Origin of the sequence: Neotamlana sargassicola (assembly GCF_020523965.1) — a bacterium.
Lineage (GTDB): Bacteria > Bacteroidota > Bacteroidia > Flavobacteriales > Flavobacteriaceae > Neotamlana > Neotamlana sargassicola.
The window spans coordinates 92,789-112,552 of sequence record NZ_JAJAPX010000006.1 but is presented as its reverse complement, the minus strand read 5'-3'; the positions used below and the strand labels follow the sequence as shown (position 1 = coordinate 112,552).

General features: G+C 30.4%; 21 protein-coding genes. 10 read left to right on the top strand and 11 right to left on the bottom strand.

What is annotated here, in order from left to right; genetic code table 11:
* The first annotated feature begins 13 nt into the window (after positions 1-13).
* The 6 genes from LG651_RS13945 (at position 14) to pyrF (ending at position 7,732) form a co-directional block, all read left to right on the top strand.
* Complete coding sequence (locus tag LG651_RS13945) at positions 14-2,200, top strand: glutamine synthetase III family protein (protein WP_226696728.1); 2,187 nt, start codon at positions 14-16, stop codon at positions 2,198-2,200.
* A gap of 71 nt (positions 2,201-2,271) precedes the next feature.
* Positions 2,272-3,450, top strand: a complete 1,179-nt coding sequence (locus LG651_RS13940) for an AIR synthase related protein (protein WP_226696919.1) — start codon at positions 2,272-2,274, stop codon at positions 3,448-3,450.
* A 74-nt stretch (positions 3,451-3,524) separates the two neighbouring features.
* Positions 3,525-4,490, top strand: coding sequence for a DUF3078 domain-containing protein (locus LG651_RS13935; RefSeq protein ID WP_226696727.1), 966 nt, complete (start codon positions 3,525-3,527; stop codon positions 4,488-4,490).
* Between the two features lie 309 nt (positions 4,491-4,799).
* Positions 4,800-5,273 carry a hypothetical protein gene (locus LG651_RS13930; protein ID WP_226696726.1) on the top strand — a complete coding sequence of 158 codons (474 nt, stop codon included), beginning with the start codon at positions 4,800-4,802 and terminating at the stop codon, positions 5,271-5,273.
* A gap of 514 nt (positions 5,274-5,787) precedes the next feature.
* Complete coding sequence (prfA, locus tag LG651_RS13925; protein WP_226696725.1) at positions 5,788-6,864, top strand: peptide chain release factor 1; 1,077 nt, start codon at positions 5,788-5,790, stop codon at positions 6,862-6,864.
* Positions 6,865-6,922: 58 nt separating this feature from the next.
* Positions 6,923-7,732 (top strand): orotidine-5'-phosphate decarboxylase, encoded by an 810-nt coding sequence (gene pyrF / locus LG651_RS13920; RefSeq protein ID WP_226696724.1) that lies wholly within the window; start codon positions 6,923-6,925, stop codon positions 7,730-7,732.
* Positions 7,733-7,738: 6 nt separating this feature from the next.
* Here the strand turns inward: pyrF and LG651_RS13915 are convergent, their stop codons facing one another.
* The 5 genes from LG651_RS13915 to LG651_RS13895 form a co-directional block, all read right to left on the bottom strand.
* Entirely contained in the window at positions 7,739-8,155 is a 417-nt protein-coding gene (locus LG651_RS13915) for a response regulator (RefSeq protein WP_226696723.1), read from the bottom strand.
* A complete protein-coding gene (locus LG651_RS13910) occupies positions 8,134-9,678 on the bottom strand; it encodes a phytochrome family protein (protein WP_226696722.1) in 1,545 nt (514 codons plus the stop codon). The genes LG651_RS13915 and LG651_RS13910 overlap by 22 nt, the downstream gene beginning before the upstream one ends.
* 155 nt (positions 9,679-9,833) lie before the next feature.
* A complete protein-coding gene (locus tag LG651_RS13905) occupies positions 9,834-9,980 on the bottom strand; it encodes a hypothetical protein (RefSeq protein ID WP_226696721.1) in 147 nt (48 codons plus the stop codon).
* Positions 9,981-10,064: 84 nt separating this feature from the next.
* Positions 10,065-10,271: a Lacal_2735 family protein gene (locus LG651_RS13900; RefSeq protein ID WP_226696720.1), complete on the bottom strand. Its 207-nt coding sequence runs from the start codon at positions 10,269-10,271 to the stop codon at positions 10,065-10,067.
* 86 nt (positions 10,272-10,357) lie between these two features.
* Positions 10,358-11,065 carry a DUF4197 domain-containing protein gene (locus LG651_RS13895; RefSeq protein WP_226696719.1) on the bottom strand — a complete coding sequence of 236 codons (708 nt, stop codon included), beginning with the start codon at positions 11,063-11,065 and terminating at the stop codon, positions 10,358-10,360.
* A 91-nt stretch (positions 11,066-11,156) separates the two neighbouring features.
* Here LG651_RS13895 and LG651_RS13890 point away from each other — a divergent pair, with 91 nt between their 5' ends.
* Entirely contained in the window at positions 11,157-12,284 is a 1,128-nt protein-coding gene (locus LG651_RS13890) for a TlpA family protein disulfide reductase (RefSeq protein ID WP_226696718.1), read from the top strand.
* Between the two features lie 34 nt (positions 12,285-12,318).
* On the opposite strand, the gene LG651_RS13885 is transcribed toward LG651_RS13890, so the two are convergent.
* Together LG651_RS13885 and purU are read right to left on the bottom strand one after the other, a co-directional pair.
* Positions 12,319-13,416, bottom strand: a complete 1,098-nt coding sequence (locus tag LG651_RS13885; RefSeq protein WP_226696717.1) for an OmpA family protein — start codon at positions 13,414-13,416, stop codon at positions 12,319-12,321.
* Positions 13,417-13,570: 154 nt separating this feature from the next.
* The gene (purU, locus tag LG651_RS13880; RefSeq protein WP_226696716.1) at positions 13,571-14,425 is read right to left on the bottom strand and encodes a formyltetrahydrofolate deformylase; all 855 of its coding nucleotides are present in this window, start codon (positions 14,423-14,425) and stop codon (positions 13,571-13,573) included.
* A gap of 311 nt (positions 14,426-14,736) precedes the next feature.
* On the opposite strand from purU, the gene LG651_RS13875 reads away from it, so the two are divergent.
* Positions 14,737-15,276 (top strand): sigma-70 family RNA polymerase sigma factor, encoded by a 540-nt coding sequence (locus LG651_RS13875; protein WP_226696715.1) that lies wholly within the window; start codon positions 14,737-14,739, stop codon positions 15,274-15,276.
* Here LG651_RS13875 and LG651_RS13870 read toward each other — a convergent pair.
* The gene (locus LG651_RS13870; RefSeq protein WP_226540706.1) at positions 15,273-15,668 is read right to left on the bottom strand and encodes a hypothetical protein; all 396 of its coding nucleotides are present in this window, start codon (positions 15,666-15,668) and stop codon (positions 15,273-15,275) included. The genes LG651_RS13875 and LG651_RS13870 overlap by 4 nt on opposite strands.
* A 123-nt stretch (positions 15,669-15,791) precedes the next feature.
* On the opposite strand from LG651_RS13870, the gene LG651_RS13865 reads away from it, so the two are divergent.
* Positions 15,792-16,235 (top strand): Lrp/AsnC family transcriptional regulator, encoded by a 444-nt coding sequence (locus LG651_RS13865; RefSeq protein ID WP_226540700.1) that lies wholly within the window; start codon positions 15,792-15,794, stop codon positions 16,233-16,235.
* Positions 16,236-16,288: 53 nt separating this feature from the next.
* Here the strand turns inward: LG651_RS13865 and LG651_RS13860 are convergent, their stop codons facing one another.
* Positions 16,289-17,257 (bottom strand): YpdA family putative bacillithiol disulfide reductase, encoded by a 969-nt coding sequence (locus tag LG651_RS13860; protein ID WP_226696714.1) that lies wholly within the window; start codon positions 17,255-17,257, stop codon positions 16,289-16,291.
* On the bottom strand, positions 17,233-18,468 hold the full coding sequence (locus LG651_RS13855) for an MFS transporter (protein WP_226696713.1): 1,236 nt from the start codon (positions 18,466-18,468) through the stop codon (positions 17,233-17,235). Before LG651_RS13855 ends, LG651_RS13860 begins: the two co-directional genes overlap by 25 nt.
* Before the next feature lie 253 nt (positions 18,469-18,721).
* Here LG651_RS13855 and LG651_RS13850 point away from each other — a divergent pair, with 253 nt between their 5' ends.
* Entirely contained in the window at positions 18,722-19,327 is a 606-nt protein-coding gene (locus LG651_RS13850; protein WP_226696712.1) for a DUF1684 domain-containing protein, read from the top strand.
* On the opposite strand, the gene LG651_RS13845 is transcribed toward LG651_RS13850, so the two are convergent.
* The gene (locus LG651_RS13845; protein ID WP_226696711.1) at positions 19,324-19,758 is read right to left on the bottom strand and encodes a hypothetical protein; all 435 of its coding nucleotides are present in this window, start codon (positions 19,756-19,758) and stop codon (positions 19,324-19,326) included. The two genes, LG651_RS13850 and LG651_RS13845, sit on opposite strands and share 4 nt — an antisense overlap.
* Between the last annotated feature and the right edge of the window lie 6 nt (positions 19,759-19,764).

Sequence of the window (19,764 nt, the reverse complement as noted above, 5' to 3'; positions counted from 1 at the left end):
ACATATAAAAACTATGTCATTACTTCGTTTTCATGCTTTGAAAAAGTCTTTAGCTAACAAACCTATATTTTTTGATAGTAAAAAAAGACGTTCTGAATTATTTAGTAATAATGTGTTTAATGAAAACACCATGCAAAAATACCTTACAACAGAGGCTATGCAAGGTGTTATGAATGCTATAAAGCGTGGAAAAAAAATAGAAAGAAGTGTTGCCGACCAAGTAGCAGCATCTATGCGCGATTGGGCATTATCAAAAGGAGTTACGCACTATTCACATTGGTTTCAACCTTTAACAGGAAGTACAGCCGAAAAGCATGATGCTTTTTTTGAATTAAAAGACAATGGCTTAGGGATTGAAAAATTTGATGGAAGCTCTTTAGTGCAACAAGAACCCGATGCTTCTAGTTTTCCAAGTGGAGGTATTCGCAATACTTTCGAGGCTCGCGGTTACACGGCATGGGATCCAACTTCGCCGGCCTTTATATATGGAACAACTTTGTGTATTCCAACTATATTTGTTGCTTATACAGGAGAGGCTCTCGATTATAAAACACCACTTTTAAAAGCTTTACATGCTATTGATGAAGCTGCAACAGACGTTGCGAAGTACTTCGATAAGAATGTAAAAAAAGTAACGTCTTCGTTAGGTTGGGAACAGGAGTATTTTTTAGTAGATAGAGAGCTTATTGCAAGCAGGCCAGATATATTGTTAACAGGAAGAACTTTAATGGGGCATTCTTCGGCCAAAGGGCAGCAGTTAGATGATCATTATTTTGGAGCTATACCAACACGTGCTTTTAATTTTATGAAAGACCTAGAGCACGAATGCATATTGTTGGGTATTCCTGTAAAAACAAGGCATAACGAGGTCGCGCCAAATCAATTTGAATTGGCTCCTATTTTTGAAGAAGCCAATTTAGCAGTAGATCATAATGCTTTAGTAATGGATATTATGGGGCGTGTGGCAAGACGACATAATTTTAAAGTTTTGTTACACGAAAAGCCATTTGCCGGCATTAATGGCTCGGGAAAGCATAACAATTGGTCATTATCGACCGATACGGGTATAAACCTATTGTCTCCAGGTAAAACACCAATGAGTAATTTACAATTTTTAACGTTTTTTATAAATACTATAAAAGCAGTTAAAGATTATGAGGAGTTGCTTAGAGCTTCGATAGCTTCTGCTAGTAACGATCACCGTTTGGGAGCAAACGAAGCTCCGCCAGCAATAATGTCGGTATTTATTGGAGAACAATTATCAAAAGTTTTAGCAGAGCTAGAAGGTGTAACAAAAGGTAAATTATCTCCTGAAGAAAAAACAGAACTTAAACTTAACGTAGTTGGGAAAATTCCTGATGTTTTACTGGATAATACAGATAGAAACAGGACATCTCCTTTTGCTTTTACAGGAAATAAATTTGAGTTTAGAGCTGTTGGTTCTTTGGCTAATTGTGGTAATCCTATGACGGTTTTAAATACCATTGTGGCCAAACAATTAAAAGATTTTAAAGCAGAAGTTGATAATTTAATAGGTAAAAAAGATTTAAAAAAGGACGAGGCTATTTTTAATGTTCTTAGAGAGTATATAAAAGATACAAAAGCCATTTTATTTGAAGGTAATGGCTACGGAAAAATATGGGAAGACGAAGCTAAAAAACGAGGTTTAAGTAACAACAGAACTACACCAGAAGCACTTGAAGCTAAAATATCGGAGAAAAGTATTTCGCTTTTTGAAGAAATGGGAGTTATGAGTAAGATTGAAACTTTAGCTCGTTATGAAATTGAAATGGAAGCCTATATTACCCATATTCAAATTGAGAGTATTGTAATAGGCGATATGGCCAGAAATCAAATTGTACCAACGGCAGTAAAATATCAAAATACTTTAATAGAAAATGTACAAGGTTTAAAATCTATTTTTGAAAACGATTTTAATAAATTGGCTAAAGAGCAAATAAAATTAATTCAAGAAGTATCAAAACATATTGAAGGTATAAACGATAACGTAACAAAAATGATAAAGGCAAGAGAGGTTGCCAATAATAATGAAAAAGTTCAAGAAAAAGCCATGGCTTATTGTTTTAAGGTAATGCCTTTTTTCGAAAAAATTCGTACTCATTGCGATAGTTTAGAATTACTAGTTGACAATGAAATTTGGCCACTTGCTAAATACAGCGAATTATTATTTACAAGATAAAATTAAATCCCGTAATAAAAATGCGGGATTTTTTAATGCAAAAAAGTAAATTTGCACATCAATATAACATTATGAGTCAAGAAGTTTCTAAACGATACGCACAGCGAGGCGTTTCAGCATCAAAAGAAGATGTACACAATGCCATAAAAAACATAGATAAAGGTTTATTTCCTAAAGCATTTTGTAAAATAGTTCCAGATTATTTAACCAATGATAATGACTATTGTTTAATCATGCATGCCGATGGTGCTGGAACAAAATCATCTTTAGCTTATATGTATTGGAAAGAAACCGGAGATGTTTCGGTATGGAAAGGTATTGCTCAAGACGCTTTAATAATGAATATTGATGATTTATTATGTGTTGGCGCTACAGATAATATTATGTTATCTTCAACCATCGGTAGAAATAAAAATTTAATTCCGGGCGAAGTAATTTCTGCAATAATTAATGGCACAGAAGAATTAATATCAGAATTAAAAAAGTTTGGTGTTACCATTCATTCAACAGGTGGTGAAACTGCCGATGTAGGCGATTTAGTGCGAACCATTATTGTAGATTCTACAGTAACAGCCAGAATGAAACGAAGCGATGTTATTGATAATTCAAACATAAAACCTGGAGATGTTATTGTTGGTTTAGAAAGTTTTGGGCAAGCAACTTACGAAACAGAGTACAATGGTGGAATGGGAAGTAATGGGTTAACATCTGCAAGACACGATGTGTTTAATAAATATTTAGCCGAAAAATATCCAGAAAGTTTTGATGCCTCTGTACCCGAAGATTTAGTGTATTCTGGACAAGTGAAATTAACCGATACAGTGGAAGATTCACCAATAGATGCTGGTAAATTAGTGTTGTCACCAACACGTACATACGCACCAATTATTAAAGCAATATTGGCAAAATATAATAGCGAAGCTATACATGGAATGGTGCATTGTTCGGGTGGTGCGCAAACAAAAATTCTTCATTTTATTGAAGAAAATCATATTATAAAAGATAATTTGTTTCCAATTCCGCCTTTGTTTAAGTTAATACAAGAACAAAGTAATACCAACTGGAAAGAAATGTACCAAGTATTTAATTGTGGGCATAGAATGGAACTTTATGTTTCTCCAGATGTTGCTACAGATATTATTGAAATATCAAAATCGTTTAATGTTAACGCTCAAATAATTGGACGAGTGGAAGCATCAAAAGAAAAAAAGCTTACAATAAAAAGTGAGTTTGGAGAGTTTAATTATTAAAACTTAGTCAAATTTATTTTTTGGAATGATTGTTGATAGGTTTTGAAACTTAATGATTAACCAAACATAAACCAATGAAACATTTTATTTTCGTACCGGCTTTTTTCTTATTTAGTTTAATGCACGCACAGCCAAGTTTTTTATTTAAAAAAGAAAAGGAAAAGGACGAATACACTGGTCCAAAATGGGACCAAACAAATAAGGCTTCGGTTTATTTAAGCCAGGTTTCGTTTGTTAACTGGAATGCTGGTGGTACTAATTCAATCTCAGGTTTGTTCGCTTTCGAGACTAAAGCCAACTATACCGATAAATATTTTAATTGGACAAATAGTGCTTTGGTTCGATTGGGAATAAACAAACAGCAGTCTTTAGGTTTACAAAAATCGGACGATTTAGTTGAGATAAATTCTAATTTAGGATATCAGTCAGATATTACGTCTAATTGGTTTTATTCTGCAAGAATGAGTTTTAAAAGCCAGATGTTTAATGGTTATTCTTATCCCGATACCGATAATCCAATTTCAAGATTAATGGCACCTGGTTATTTGTTTTTTGGTGGTGGTATGGAATATGGAAAACATATAGATAAATTATCATTTTACTTTTCTCCGGTTACCTTAAAAGCAACTTTTGTTTTAGATGAAGATTTGTCGAATGCCGGCGCTTTTGGAGTAGATCCTGCTGTTTACGACGATAATGGTGCTATTTTAACTCCAGGAGAGCGCGTAAGAAACGAAGTAGGGGTGTTAGTAACTAATACTTATGAAGCAGAGTTAGCGACTAATATTAATATCAAAAATCAGTTAAGTTTATATTCAGATTATGTTAATAATTTTGGAAATGTTGATATTGATTGGAGCGTCGATTTCGATTTTAAAGTTAACAATTTTATAAAGGCAACTTTAGGCTCGCATATTCGTTACGACGACGATGTTAAAACAACTGTACCCTCAACCGAAGTTGAAGGTGAGTTCGATGAAGCTGGAGCGAAAGTGCAATGGAAACAGTTTCTTGGAATAGGTGTTGCTGTAGACTTTTAGTCACAAGCCGCCCTGCCTTTTTCTTTCATTAATTTTATTGTTGTATAATTGCATTCGTTTTTAGTAATTTAATGTAATATGATTAATTTTTTAAACCAAAAGTATTTAAACTTGGTTGTTGTTTTTTTATTAATCATTGTTAACTTACTAGCGGTTTATCACTTCGATTTTTTTTATAGCCGTTTGTTTAGGTTTATTACGGCTTTACTGTTTTTTCTATTTTATTTTTTCGTTTCAAATAAACTCAAACAAAATAGTAAGTTAATTGTTGCTATTGCTTTAGTTTTTTTATTGTGTGATTATTTGTTAATGTTTCATTCTAAAGAAAACTATACCTATTATTATGTTTTTGCGAGGTACTTGAGACATGTATTATTAACTTTTTTAATATGGAAATATGTAAATTTTAAAAGAGTAGATCGATTTTCGTTTATCATAATTACAATTGTACTTATAATTAATATTGGAGGTGTAGCATTAATATTAGATTTAATAAAACCAACCATTTATAATCCTGTTAGGTTTTATTTATATATTCCAGAAAGCCTTATTATGCTAGCTCTAGGCTATTTAGCTATTATTTATGGTTTAGGATTTAATACAAAAAAATCGTTATTTTTTGTTGGGGGAATTATAGCAATAGTGTTTTCAGATATCTTTTATGTTTTAGGTTTTCATCTTAATTTAAACATACTGTTTTACTTTTCTCGTTTACTTTATTTATTTGGGCTCGTTTACTTTATTTCATCATTATTAAAACCGCATAAGTCTAAAATAATTTAGGGGAATTAATTTTTAAAATTGTAGAAATAGTTAATCATCAAGAACCTTTTTTTAGTCATAAATTGAAAACACAATTTATGTTTAATTTGCTATTCAACTTAATTCCTCAAAAAAAGCATCAAGTTTATTATTAGATAAAGCCTTTTATTAATGAAATAAAACTGCAAGTTATAAAGGCATCTATTAAAAAAAGACTCAGAAAAAACTTAAAGTTAGAAACACCTCTTATTTTATAAAAATTTAAGCGTTTTCTTAAGTTTCTATCACTTAACATTACCCAAAGTAAAAGTGTTAAAAATAGCTTTGTGCATAGGGCTAATATTACCATTGGATTAATAACGGTAATAATAATTGTTATTAAAAAAGACCATAATGCTAATGGTTTGTAATAGTTTATAATGGAGGTTATTTGCCGTGTCATACGTCTTTTAACGTTTGGTGAATTAAAATTATTTTACGCTTTAAATAAATCGGTAAAAAGTTGTACTTTTGGTTTCCAATTTTTTGAAGAGAGATGTTAGAGAAGTTACAGATAGTAAAACAAAGATTTGATGAGGTTAGCGATTTAATTATTCAACCAGATATTATATCAGATCAAAAGCGTTATGTAGAGTTAAACAGAGAGTACAAAGACTTACGTATTCTAATGGATAAGCGCGAAGAATATATTGAATTAACTAATAATTTAGCTGAAGCTGAAGAAATTATAGCAGACGGTAGCGATGCAGAAATGGTTGAAATGGCCAAAATGCAATATGATGAAGCTAAGGAGGGTATTCCTAAATTAGAAGAAGAGATTCGTGTACTTTTAATACCAAAAGATCCAGAAGATGCTAAAAATGCCGTAGTTGAATTACGCGCAGGAACGGGAGGAGATGAGGCGAGTATTTTTGCAGGCGATTTATATAGAATGTATAGTAAGTATTGCGAAAGCAAAGGTTGGCGCGTAGATGTTGTAGATTTTAGTGAAGGCACAAACGGAGGCTTTAAAGAGATTCAATTTGAAGTATCTGGTGAAGATGTTTATGGTACTTTAAAATTTGAAGCCGGTGTACACCGTGTGCAGCGTGTGCCACAAACCGAAACACAAGGTCGTGTACATACAAGTGCAGCAACCTGTATGGTTTTTCCAGAAGCAGAAGAGTTTGATGTAGAAATAGACCCAAAAGACGTTAGAATTGATTACTTCTGTTCGTCTGGTCCTGGTGGGCAGTCAGTAAATACAACTTATTCAGCTGTACGACTTACGCACATTCCAACAGGTTTAGTAGCGCAATGTCAAGACCAAAAATCGCAGCATAAAAACAAAGAAAAAGCATTTAAGGTGTTACGTTCTAGATTATATGATTTAGAATTGGCTAAAAAAATGGAAGAAGATGCTGCCAAGCGTGGAAGCATGGTAACATCAGGAGATCGTAGTGCTAAAATTAGAACATACAATTATCCGCAAGGGCGCGTAACCGATCACAGAATAGGTTTAACACTCTACGATTTACAAAACATTGTAAACGGAGACATTCAAAAAATAATAGATGAGTTAATGCTTGCAGAAAACACAGAAAAATTAAAAGCAAGCGACGAAACCATTTAAATATATTCCCGCAATTGCGGGATTCTTTTTATATAATAGTTTACTGAAAATATTAAACATGACAACAGCACAACTTGTTTCAGAAATTAAAAAAAAGCAATCATTTCTTTGTATTGGTTTAGATGTTGATTTAAACAAAATTCCAGAACATTTATTAAAAGAAGAAGATCCGATATTTGCTTTTAATAAAGCCATTATTGATGCAACTCACCATTTATGTGTTGCCTACAAACCAAATACCGCTTTTTATGAAGCTTATGGTTTAAAAGGATGGAAAGCTTTAGAGAAAACTATTATATATTTAAACGAAAATTATCCTGAAATTTTTACCATTGCAGATGCTAAACGCGGAGACATAGGTAATACAAGTACAATGTATGCCAAAGCTTTTTTTGAAGATTTAGCTTTCGATTCTGTTACTGTGGCTCCATATATGGGAAAAGACTCTGTAGAACCTTTTTTAGAATTTAAAGATAAGCATACTATACTTTTGGCTTTAACCTCTAATCAAGGTGCCTTCGATTTTCAAACAAAACAGGTGGAGGAGAATGAATTATATAAAGAGGTTTTAAAGGTATCAAAAACCTACAAGAACTCAGAAAATTTAATGTATGTTGTTGGTGCTACTAAAGCCGAATATTTAGCTGAAATAAGGCAAATTATTCCCGATAGTTTCTTATTAGTCCCAGGTGTTGGTGCGCAAGGTGGAAATTTGCAAGAGGTTTGTAAATATGGTTTAAATGACCAAATCGGTTTATTAATAAACTCTTCTAGAGGCATTATTTATGCATCAAAAAACGAAGATTTTGCGCAGCAAGCAGCTAAAAAGGCACAAGAAATACAAAATGAAATGATTGCATTTGTTTAATAGTGGTTACGATACCATTTTTTCGTTATTACTATTAAAATTTAAAACATTTTGTAATTGCCCTAAATTTATGGGTTTTACTAAATAATTACTTACCAAGTTAGTTTGTTTTGCCTTTTGCTTGTCATTATCATCTATCGATGAGGTTATAATATGTATAATTGGTTGGTATAAATTATCTTGGTTAATTTTTTTTATTAGCTCTAAAAATTCCCAACCATTAACACAAGGCATATTTAAATCTAGTAAAATAATGCTAGGCAGGGTTTTGGGCGTTTCAATATTATCTGATATGAAACTAAGTGCAGTTTTACCGTTTTCAAATAATAATATTTGCGAGTCTTTAATACTCAACTTAAAGAGCAGTTTTTGAGTAACTTTTCTAAACAGTAAATTATCATCTATAATTGCGATTTTATGCATGCGTAATCCAGTTTTATAGTAATAATGTTGCCAATAGTTTTTTGCGGTAAAATTTTAATTTTTCCGCATAGTTTTTTTAGGTATAAATTTAAAAAGTGTAAGCTATAATTTTGGTGTTTATTCTTTATTTGGGTTTTTGTATTATTAGTTATTAAAAAACCAGAATTATCAGTATAAACGATATTAAAAAAGGTGTTAGTGTGTGTAGTGGTTATGTTAATTTTTAAATCAATATTATTTAATTTATTCATAAAAGAATTAATTAATAAATTAACTAATAAGTTTTTAATATAAACTTCAGGCAAGTTTAAATTAGCTATTAGGTTATGGCTAATAGTTGTCGATTTTGGTTTTAAATAGTCTAACTCAAATATTGTGTTTTCCAAGTTTTCAGAAAATTTAATTTTGGAGATTTTATCATTCCCTAAGCTTTTAATAAACTCATGGTAGTTAGTCAATAAATTTAATCCATAATTTAAATTATTGGTATTAGTTAAATACATGTTTTCTAAATCTTTAAATTTTAAATCATCCGCTTCTGTTTCAGATTCTTTGTAAAAATTATAAAGTTCTTTTAAAGCAATTATAGGTTCTCTTAAGTTGTGGGATGTTAATGAAGCAAAATCGTTTAAGTAGTTGTTTTTTTTACCTAATTCGTTATTAACTAATTTTAGTTGGATATTTGCATGCAGTAAAGCTTCTGATTTATCTGAAATTTCCTTAAAAAAATCTATAAAGCGAAACGAGTATAAAAAAATACTCATTAGTATGGTAAGGTTTAAAAACAGAAATATTATAAATATGCCAACGTTTGGAAGAATTATATTAAAATATATGGCAATAGAAATGCTAACTATTATAATTATAGGTAATAAAAAAAAGTATGGAAAATAGTAATAGGGGTGTGTTTTTTTTAGAGGTAGAATTTGAAATTCATAATTTTTTATTTTTTCAATTAATGCTATTTCAAATAATGCTATCGCATTGATAAAAAATAGTATGGACGTATTCCAGCTTAAACTGCTAAAACCAATTACTGTTGTTACAGAATCTTTATCTAAAAGGTAATAAAATATGGCAAATGAAGATAATAAATATAATAAGCAATTGCTTATTATAAAGTAAAGGTTTTTTTTGAGGACCCAAACAAAGTATATACTAGCATAAGCTAATATAAACATTAAAATTGTGGCATACGATGATAAGGCAAAAACACCGCTTGGACTTAAATTAAATATATAGGCCAGTATTTGAGCAATTTGAATAACTAAACCTGCCAATAAAAAATATCTTATAAATTTCCGTTTTATGAATAAAGGAATAACAAGAAAGATAAAACTTAAACTTGTGGCTACCTTCATGGTAGCATCAGGATTTATAATATATCCAGTAAAAAAATTATTTATGTGGTTTGAGCTCCATGCATAAATATTTATAACTGCCATTAAAATGGTGAAATTTGCAGTTAGTTTATATGCAAATAAAGTTGTGTGGCGTAAATTATTCTCGTTTTGGTGAGGCATAAGTTTATTATATCTAAGTTGGCACCTTAACGAATATAGTAAAATTCTTTCAATTAAAGGTGTTTTAACTTACGTAAATATAATAAACTAGTTTATGAGCTTGGTCATAAATTACTTAAACGACGTTTTATTGTCTTAGTTTTTAAATTTAAATATTAGGATAATTGTCCTAAGTCATGTTTATAATCTACTTTGCTAACGTCATCAACAAAATTTTCAATCATGTTTTCTAATTCTTTTAAACTTAAAAGTTTACTTAAGTTTGGTTTAATTTTACCAACTTTACAAAAATGCTTATTCATAATAATGTTCTTTTAAAGAAATTACGTAAAAAGTGAGAATTTGGATGTTCTATATAGCAAATAATATAGAAAAATGGAGTTTTTTTATGCTACAGCTTGCTTTTTGTGATTAAGCTCACTGGATAGGAAATTAAGTCTATTAATTTTATAAGAAATTTTAATAGCTCTAAACTCGAAAAAATCACTTAGTGCAGAATCGCTTTGTTTGTAGTTGTACGAGCGCTCAACAAGTTGCCTGTGTCTACGCTTAAGCTTGTTGAGCTTAATTTGTATTAGTTCAATTCTATTCATTAGTTTAAGTAGTTAGTACTTAAAAGTACAAAAAACTAACGAATATTTAAAATTTTAACGTAAAATTTATTTATTTGATATGTTTTTTAGTCTTGTAATGCGAATACCTTTTTTAGTATATCAGTTGTTCTTGATGCTACGTTATTTCGTATTTCTTTTTCCTCAACGGCAATCATTTTGTAAACTCCATTTAAAGCTTCGCCAGTAACATAATCGGTTAAATCTGGATTTACGTTGCTAGTAAAAGGAATATTGTTATACTTTGTTATTAAATTAGTCCATATTTTATCTGCACCAACTTTTGCAAACGAATTATTAATAACTGGTTGGAATTTATCGTAAAGTGAAGTTTGCGTTTTTGTAGTTAAATATTGGGTTGCAGCGTCGTCGTTACCTAATAAAATATTTTTAGCATCTGCAAAAGTTATACCTTTTACAGCATCAACAAAAATAGGAGTTGCTTCTTTCACGGCGTCTTCAGCAGCTCGATTTAATACTTTTAAACCTTCATCGGCTAGACTACTTAATCCTATATCTCTTAGAGCTTTATCAACTTTTTGTAACTCTTCAGGCAATGTTATTTTAACCAATTCATTTTTAAAAAAACCGTCGGTTTGAGTTAATTTAGTAACTTGTTTATCTATTCCTAAATTTAAAGCCTGAATTAGGCCGTTTGCAATTTGGTCGTTCCCTAAAGTTGTAGTTTCTTGAGGAAGCTGGTTAACAACTTGCTGAAGTTCGGCGCATGCCGTTAAGTTTAAAGCGATAAGAACTAATAAAATTTTACGTATCATAAGTAGTGGACTTTAATTTTTAGCCGCAAAGTTAATATTTATATACTATTTTAGCATGGTATTTGTTGTTAATAAAATTAAAATTAATATCATGAATTTACTGGTTCCCAAATATTTTATTTTTATCGTTTTCTTTGGCTTTTATAGCGCTTTTGGTCAAATTAGAGTGTCTCAAATAATGTCAGAATCTCAATTAGCAAAAAGTGAGCAAAATGCTTTGTATTTTGTAGATTTTTGGGCTACTTGGTGTAATCCTTGTATCCATGTGTCGCAATATTTAGAAACTTTACAGAGTCAATATCCTAAAAACTTTTATGTATTGTCGCTTTCTCAGGAAAGTCCAGAAGTGGTGGCTAAATTTTTAGCAAAACACGATCTTAAGTTGGCTGTTGGAATTGATTTTGATGGCGAAACATTTAAAAAGTATAACATTTACAGTTTGCCACAAGGTGTTTTGTTTAATGCAAAGGGTGAAAAATTATGGGAAGGGCATCCTGCAAATTTTAAAAAGCAACATTTAGAATCCTTTTTAAGGGAAAATAAAAATGTAATTGATGTAAATTCTTTTTTCAAAACAGAAGCTTATGCTGTTGAAACTTCAGATTTGGAACCAATAGATTTCAACGATTTTGAATATCGTGTTATTGATGATTATAGCGATTTGGAGACTATTCAAATTATTGAAAATGATTCGTATATTGAGTTAAGTGGGAGTTTACAGAAAATATTATCGTATGTATATGGGGTTTATTACAAGCAAATAAAAATTAGTGATACAGATAACAGAAGTTATAGCATGCGCTTTACAAAAGGAAGCAGGGCAAGTAAAAATATGAAGCGCACAATTTTTAAGTCTTTAAAATTAAATGCAAAACAAGATGAGTTAACAGGTGATGTATTAACAGTTGCGTTTAATACGGCTAATTTCTGGGATACATCTCAATTTAATTGGGAAGGTAATAATCAAAAGTTTTTAATAGGCGACTCTGAAATTCAAGCGGATAATGTAACGTTTAACGATGTTATTTATAAAGTATCTAATCTTATTGAAAAGCCTATTTTAGTAGATGGTAAATATGAAGAAGACGCATTACATGATTGGCAAATTCATTATAAATATTATGAATTAATGGTAAGTAACTTCCAAGATTATGGCATCCAGGTTTCAAATAAAAACACAGCTTATCCAGTATATAACATAACAAAAAAAGCACCCTAAAAAGGATGCTTTTTTGTTATATAATGAGTTATTATTAGTTGTTTAAAACTCTAAACTCAGTTCTTCTGTTCTTTTGGTGATCAGATTCAGAACAATCAACGCCATTAGAACAACGGTTTACTAAACGAGTTTCACCATAACCTTTAGCAGTTAAACGGCTTCTTGAAATACCTTTAGAAACTAAATAGTTTACTACCGAGTTAGCACGTTGTTGCGATAAAGACATGTTAAAGTCGTCGTTACCTCTAGAATCTGTATGCGACATTAACTCAATGTTTACAGGCTTGCTATTTAATAATGGTAATAAAGTATCATCAATTATTTTTTTAGAAGCAGGAGTAATTCTTGCACTACCTAATTCGTAAAAAATTGGTAAAACGTTAGCGCTTAACAATCCACAGTCAACTTCTTCCCAAGTAGTAATACCACCTTTTTTAGCTAAAACTGTTTTAGTTACCGTTTGAGTTTTAGACGGTACAGTTACGCTTTTAGTAGTTGCAGGAGTATCTAACACTTGCTTTGTAATTGTTGCATATTCAGCAGGAATAGCAATTTCATCCATTCTTGCAGGAGTTTTTATAACTCTTTTCTTGTAGGTTGCGCTTGCCTCAGAAACAGGAATGCTTCTAGTGCTAGCATCGCTTGCTAAAGTAGTAAAGCTAACGTCTTTTGATTGTGAAGGGTATTCAACAAAACATGCCACAACACAATCTTCTTTATTTGGAGAATCACAAGCTGTTTCTTTGTATTCCCAACCAGAAGTAGCTGGATAAACTTCAAAAGTTCTTGAATCAGAACCAAAAGTAGCAGGAATAACTTCTAAGTTATTTCTTCCTTCTTTTTTTACGTAAGGTACTTCAATAGTTTCGTAAGTTGCAGGAACGTAAACAAACTTTTTAGTTGCTTCTTTTACTAAAACACGTTCTTCTACGGTTTTGTAAGTAGCAGGAACAACAGTTAATTTTGTGTAAGCAGGGTACACTTCAATAGTTTCTTCTACATCTTTAAACTCATCCTTAGTGATACATTTTACGTAACATTTTCCTGGATCTGGATTGGCAGGTAAATTTTGAGAATTTGCAAATCCTACACCTAATAGTAACATTAGCCCAATCGATAATTGTTTTTTCATTGTTTTAATTTTAGTTATTTATAACGGTTTTTAATTCTTTCATGTTTATGACACGAAAAAAAATAAAGGGTCACTAAAATTAATTAAAATTTCTTAAAAAAATGTTAAGTGGGCTTTACTAATGTGTAACCAAATGTAAGTTATTACTTAATAATTATGTGAAAATAATAGTCTTATTGTTGTAAACCATAACTTTTCTGTTTGCATGTAATTTTACAGCATTCGCAAGAACAATTTTTTCTAAATCTCGTCCTTTGGTTATAAGGTCGTTAATTGAGTGTGTATGTGTTACTCTAGTTACATCTTGTTCAATTATAGGTCCTGCATCCAGTTCTTCGGTAACATAATGGCTTGTTGCTCCAATAATTTTAACTCCACGAACATATGCAGAGTGATACGGTTTTGCGCCAACAAAAGCAGGTAAAAATGAATGGTGAATGTTTATTATTTTATTAGTATAAACATCTATTAATTTACTAGAAACAATTTGCATATACCGCGCAAGAACAATAAAGTCTATATTATGTTTTTTTAAAAGCTCTAATTGTTTGTTTTCAGCATCGGCTTTTGTAGCTTTAGTTACAGGAATGTGATAAAACGGAATTTTAAAATTATCGGCTATATGTTTTAAATCATTATGATTACTAATTATAAAAGGAATCTCAAGGTTTAGTTCTCCAGAATTATATCTAGCAAGTAAATCGTATAAACAATGATCGTATTTTGAAACAAATAGTGCCATTTTAGGTTTTGCTTCAGATGAATAAATGCGCCATTTCATCATAAATTTATCGGCTAAATCTTCTTTAAAACAAGTTTTAAAGTCATCAGTAGAAAAATTATTTTCAGAAAATTCACTTTCTAATCGCATAAAGAATATGTTCTGTTCACGATCTACGTGCTGATCTATATATACAATGTTTCCATTTTTTTTAACTATAAAATTAGTTACAGAAGCTATAATATTTGGTTGATCTTGGCAATGTATTAATATGGTTATTTTGTTCATTTATTCTTTGTTTAATGCATTCAAAATTAATTTAAATAGTATTAAAATTGTTAATTTTTTTATTTTTTATGATTAATACATAAATCGTGAATAATTTTTGCATCTTTTTTACAAAATAATCGTCTATTAAATGAACAATAAAATTTATCATTATGAAAAATAGAGAAAATTGCGCTTGTAATTGCGAGCCATGTAGTAAAGGAAAATGTAACGATTGCCAATGCGAGAACTGTAATTGTAAAAACTGCAATTGTTAACTAACTATCAGCTTGAATTTTTTGAAATTTAAGCTGATTTTTATAAATTAAGATATGACAACAAAGAAAATTTGGGAAACATACTCAAAAGATATAAAACGTTTTATAAAAGATAAAGTAAAGCAAAACGATATTGCGGATGATTTACTGCAAGACACCTTTATAAAAGTACATACAAAAATACATACCTTAAAAGATGATAGTAAACTTAAAGCGTGGTTATTTTCTGTAGCTCGATATACTGTTTTAGATTATTTTAAAACTAGTAATATTAAAGTGAATACAAATGAAATTGAAGCCGAGGTAGAACCAGAAATTTATAAACATTCTGAAAAAGATTGCTTGCGAGGTATACTTGTTAATTTGCCACAAAAATATAGAAACCCCATTTTTTTAGCAGATATAATGGGTTTAAAACAACGTGAGGTGGCGGAGCGTTTAAAGTTGCCGTTATCTACTGTAAAATCTCAAATACAACGTGGCAGAACTAAAATAGCCGAAGGGTTTATGTACTGCTGTGGTTATACATTAAATGAAGCGGGCTATTTGGTTGGCGAACTTAAAGAAAAAGAAGATTGCAAAATTTGCCACTAAAGCGTCATCATCCAGTTACGCTGTAACTTTTTAAACTTTTTTAATTCGCTTCTTAAAATAGGTAAAAAATCTTTTCCATTACTGTTCGAGCGTTCAAGTCTATAAGAGTTTTTATAAAGTCTGTTAGTTAAACGTTTTAAAGACGCAATGTGCTTACGTTTTTTAAGCGAACAACGTTCCAATTGGGCATTAGCAATTTCTGGAGCTAAAGAATTTGATTGTTGTACGATATCTCCAGAAAAATAAATATTATTGTCTTCTGTACCATCTGGATTTAAACCAGATAAATCATGGTTTAAGTATGCAGATATGTTTTGAGATATAGTAAAAATCTCTTGAGCTTTTCTGTAAACCGGTAATTCCGATAGATTTAATGGGGTATTAGTAGACATATGTTGTTTTTCTTAGCAATCACATCAAAATTACTCACATAAATTTATATTCTTCTTTAGATTTTAAAGTAAATTGATATATTTGATTTAATTTTTAAGTTTTTAAGTTAATTTTTATGTAAAATGAAATTAGATTCTCTTAATAGTAAGATTTTGAAGTGTTTACAGGAAAATGCACGTTTATCGAATGCCGAAATAGGTAGGCGAGTAGGTATAAGTTCTCCAGCAGTTTCAGAACGCATAAAAAAGATGGAAGATTTAGGTATAATTGAAGGGTATAAAACTATTGTTTCGCCATTTGAAATGGGTTACCAATTAAAAGCTATAATTACACTTCGTGCCTTTATGGGTAAATTAAAGCCATTCTTAGAAAAGGTAAAAACCTACGACGAAGTAATAAACTGTTACCGAATTACAGGTGATGAAAATATTGTAATGGAGGTGGTTTTAAAAAACAATAAACATTTAGAGAATTTTATAGACCAGTTAATAACCTACGGCGAATCTAAAACTCAAATTGTTTTATCTAGAGTAGTAAAACAAAAAGAAGTTATTCCTTTGAAGTAAAGGGATAACTTTCTTTGTTAAAAAATTATATTTTTAGCTTTAAAATACCCTGTTTAAGTATTTGTACTTTCTATATGTTTTGCTATTAATTTAGCATGAATTCTAGAGTTTTCAATAAACCATTTATGGGTTTCTTCGCCACCACAAATTACACCGGCTAAATACATACCTGCTATATTGGTTTCCATAGTTTCTGGATTGTAGTTAGGTATTCTTTTTTCTTCAGAAAGTGTTACGCCATTATTCTTTAATAAATTAAAGTCTGGCAAATAACCGGTTAAAGCAATTACATAATCGTTATTTAAAGTAATTTGTTTTTCTGGCGTTTCAATGGTTACCGTATTTTCTGTAATTTCAGAGAGTTCAGAATTAAAATATGTTGTAATACTGCCTTCTTTTATACGGTTTAAAATATCCGGTCGCACCCAATATTTAACGCGTTCACCAATGGCTTCCCCACGAACTACCATAGTTACATTACCACCTTTTCTATAAATTTCTAAAGCGGCATCAACAGCTGAATTACTTGCACCAACTACAACCACATTTTGTAAGGCGTAGTTGTGAGCTTCTTTGTAATAATGTGTAACTTTTGGTAAATCTTCACCAGGAATATTTAATAGTTTCGGAATATCATAAAAACCAGTTGATATAATTACCCGTTTACTAATGTAATTTGCTTTATCTGTTGTTACAGTAAATTCATTATTGTTTTTATTAATAGTTTTAACGTTTTCATATAAATTGATATTTAATTTATTTGATGTTACAACACGGCGGTAATACTCTAAAGCTTCATCTCTGTTAGGCTTTGGGTTATTGCTTATAAATGGAATATCATCAATTTCTAATTTTTCTGAAGTAGAAAAGAAGGTCATATTTTTAGGGTAATTAAATAAAGAGTTTGTTAACGCTCCTTTTTCAATTATTAAATAACTCCAACCTCTTTTTTTGCACTCTAAAGCACAAGCAATTCCAATTGGTCCTCCGCCAACAATTATGATATCTTTTTTATTTTCCAAGCTTTTCTTTTTTTATTAGTTTTTAATTTTTCATTTAGGCTAAATAAAATAATAGCACAAATAGCTGCAATAGCTGTTATAATATACCAAGTTGTATTGTAACCAACGGTTCCTGCAAGTTGTAACCCAGCATTATGCCCAAAAATATGAGCCACAGAAAACGAAATGGAATATAAAGCCATGTATTCACCTTGATTACCTTTTTTTGCACGATCTACAGCAAATGCGTTAGAAAAAGGAAAGGCTATCATTTCGCCAAAAGTCATTAATAACATACCTATAACTAAAACGCCAGACCAAGTTGTTAAGTTTAAAATTAACAAGCTTAAACCTGTTAAAATGGCACCAAAAAACATAAGACTAAGTTTGCTGTATTTTGAGTTTTCTAGCCACTTAATTAAAGGCATTTCAAATACAAAAATAAGAAATCCGTTAAGACCTAAAATAATACCGATTTCAAATTCGCTTAAAACATGTACATCTTTGTAATATATTGTTATTGTTGAAAAATATTGAAGAAATACAATGCCAAACAACATCATGGCTACTAAAAATACAAGAAATGCTTTATCTGAATAAGCAGATACCGGGTTTTCGGTTTTAACTTCATCTAAAACTTTCGCTTTTTTAGGGTGTAATACATTTATTAATACTAAGGTTGCTGCAATACACGTAATGCCGTCAACCCAAAATAATCCGCCATAACCTAAACCTGTAATTATTAAGCCTCCAAGAGCAGGACCTGCCGAAAAACCTAAATTTATAGCTAATCGAATTAAAGTTAACGAACGTATTTTGTTTTCTGGTTTACTGTAAGCATTTAGTGCCACAAACATAGCTGGCCTAAACGTATCGGCTACGAGCATTACAACAAAAATACCGAAACATATTGATGCAAAAGTGTTAAGAAATTGCAGAGCAATAAATAAAATACCAGTACTTAATAAGCTCCCTACCATTACTTTGTAATAGCCTAAAGTATCGGTTAATTTACCACCTAACCAAGAGCCCGCAACCGAACCTAAACCAAAGGCGCTCATTACCCAACCAACATCGGCAACTGTAAAGTTTAAATCTTCCTTTAAGTATAACGACAAGAATGGAATAACCATGGTGCCAGCTCTATTTATTAAAGTAATAAAAGCAAGCCACCAGATTTCTCTCGATAAGCCTTTAAAAGTATTTATGTAGTTGTTAAATAAAGTTTTCATTTGTAAAGTTTTAAATCATAAAATTTGGTTTATAAAAAATAAAAAGCCCGACCTAAAAAGGTCGGGCTTAAAAAATATGTTTTGTGCAATGTTTTATTACATTTTAATACATAAATAACCCAACCTCTGTTGTTGTAACGAGGTATAACGTTTTTTACAAATTAAAATGTTGACTTGCATTTTTGTTTTCTTTATTACCCCAAAGCTAGGTAAAAAAGTTTTAAGTTGTATTTTTGAAATGAAAAAATTTAATATGAGACCATTAATTATATTATTTACTGCGTTTTTTTGTTTGACTAGTTGTGCTCAAAAAAAGCGATTTTTAAAAGGAGAAACTGATTTTCAAAAGGAATTGAATGCAGAATATAAAGATGCTTCTACATCACCATTAAAAAAGGAAGATAGAAAAACGTTTGAAGGTTTAGATTTTTTTAAAGTAGATTCTGTTTATGTTGTAAATGCAAAATTAGAGCGCACTCCAGATAGCAAATGGTTTAATATGAAAACTACAACAAACAGGTTGACTAAAGAACGTATTTATGGCGTTTTACATTTTGAATTAAAAGGAAAGCCCTATAAACTAAATGTTTACCAAGGTTTAGAATTAATGCAGCGCGAAGGTTTTGAAGATTATTTGTTTTTACCCTTTTTAGATGAAACTAACGGAAGCACAAGTTATGGCGGCGGGCGTTACATTGATTTAAGAATTCCTGAAGATGATAACTTAACTATCGATTTTAACAAGGCATACAATCCGTACTGTGCTTATAACGATAAATATTCTTGTCCCATTGTACCTCGTGTAAATTATTTACGAACTAAAATTGAAGCAGGAGTGAAGGCGTTTAATAAACACTAGATTAATTTTTCCCAAAAACCAATGGTGGTTTTAATGAGTTCATTTACGCTAATCTTGGATTGATTTCCGTAATAAATTTCTAATCTAGAAATATTAAAATCATTTGAAAAAATACCACTAAAATCACCTTGTTTAGTAATTGTTTTTTTTATGTGTACTTTGGGAGATGTAAGTTTTTTATGTTTGAATGAATTTACTAGATCATGTAGAATTTTCATTTGATTGCAATTATTATAAACAAAAATTCGAAAATTTTGTTTAGTAAGAGAAGAATCTTCTATTTTTTTCTCTTCATACACCCAATCAATTAAATGCCACGCATCCGAACAAGTTTTTTCAGCCAAAGATATATTAAGGGAATCTTTTTGTAAGGATTTAAAATTTTCTTTCAATTGATTAAGTCTATCTTTTGAATTTTCTATTCCAAACATAATTAA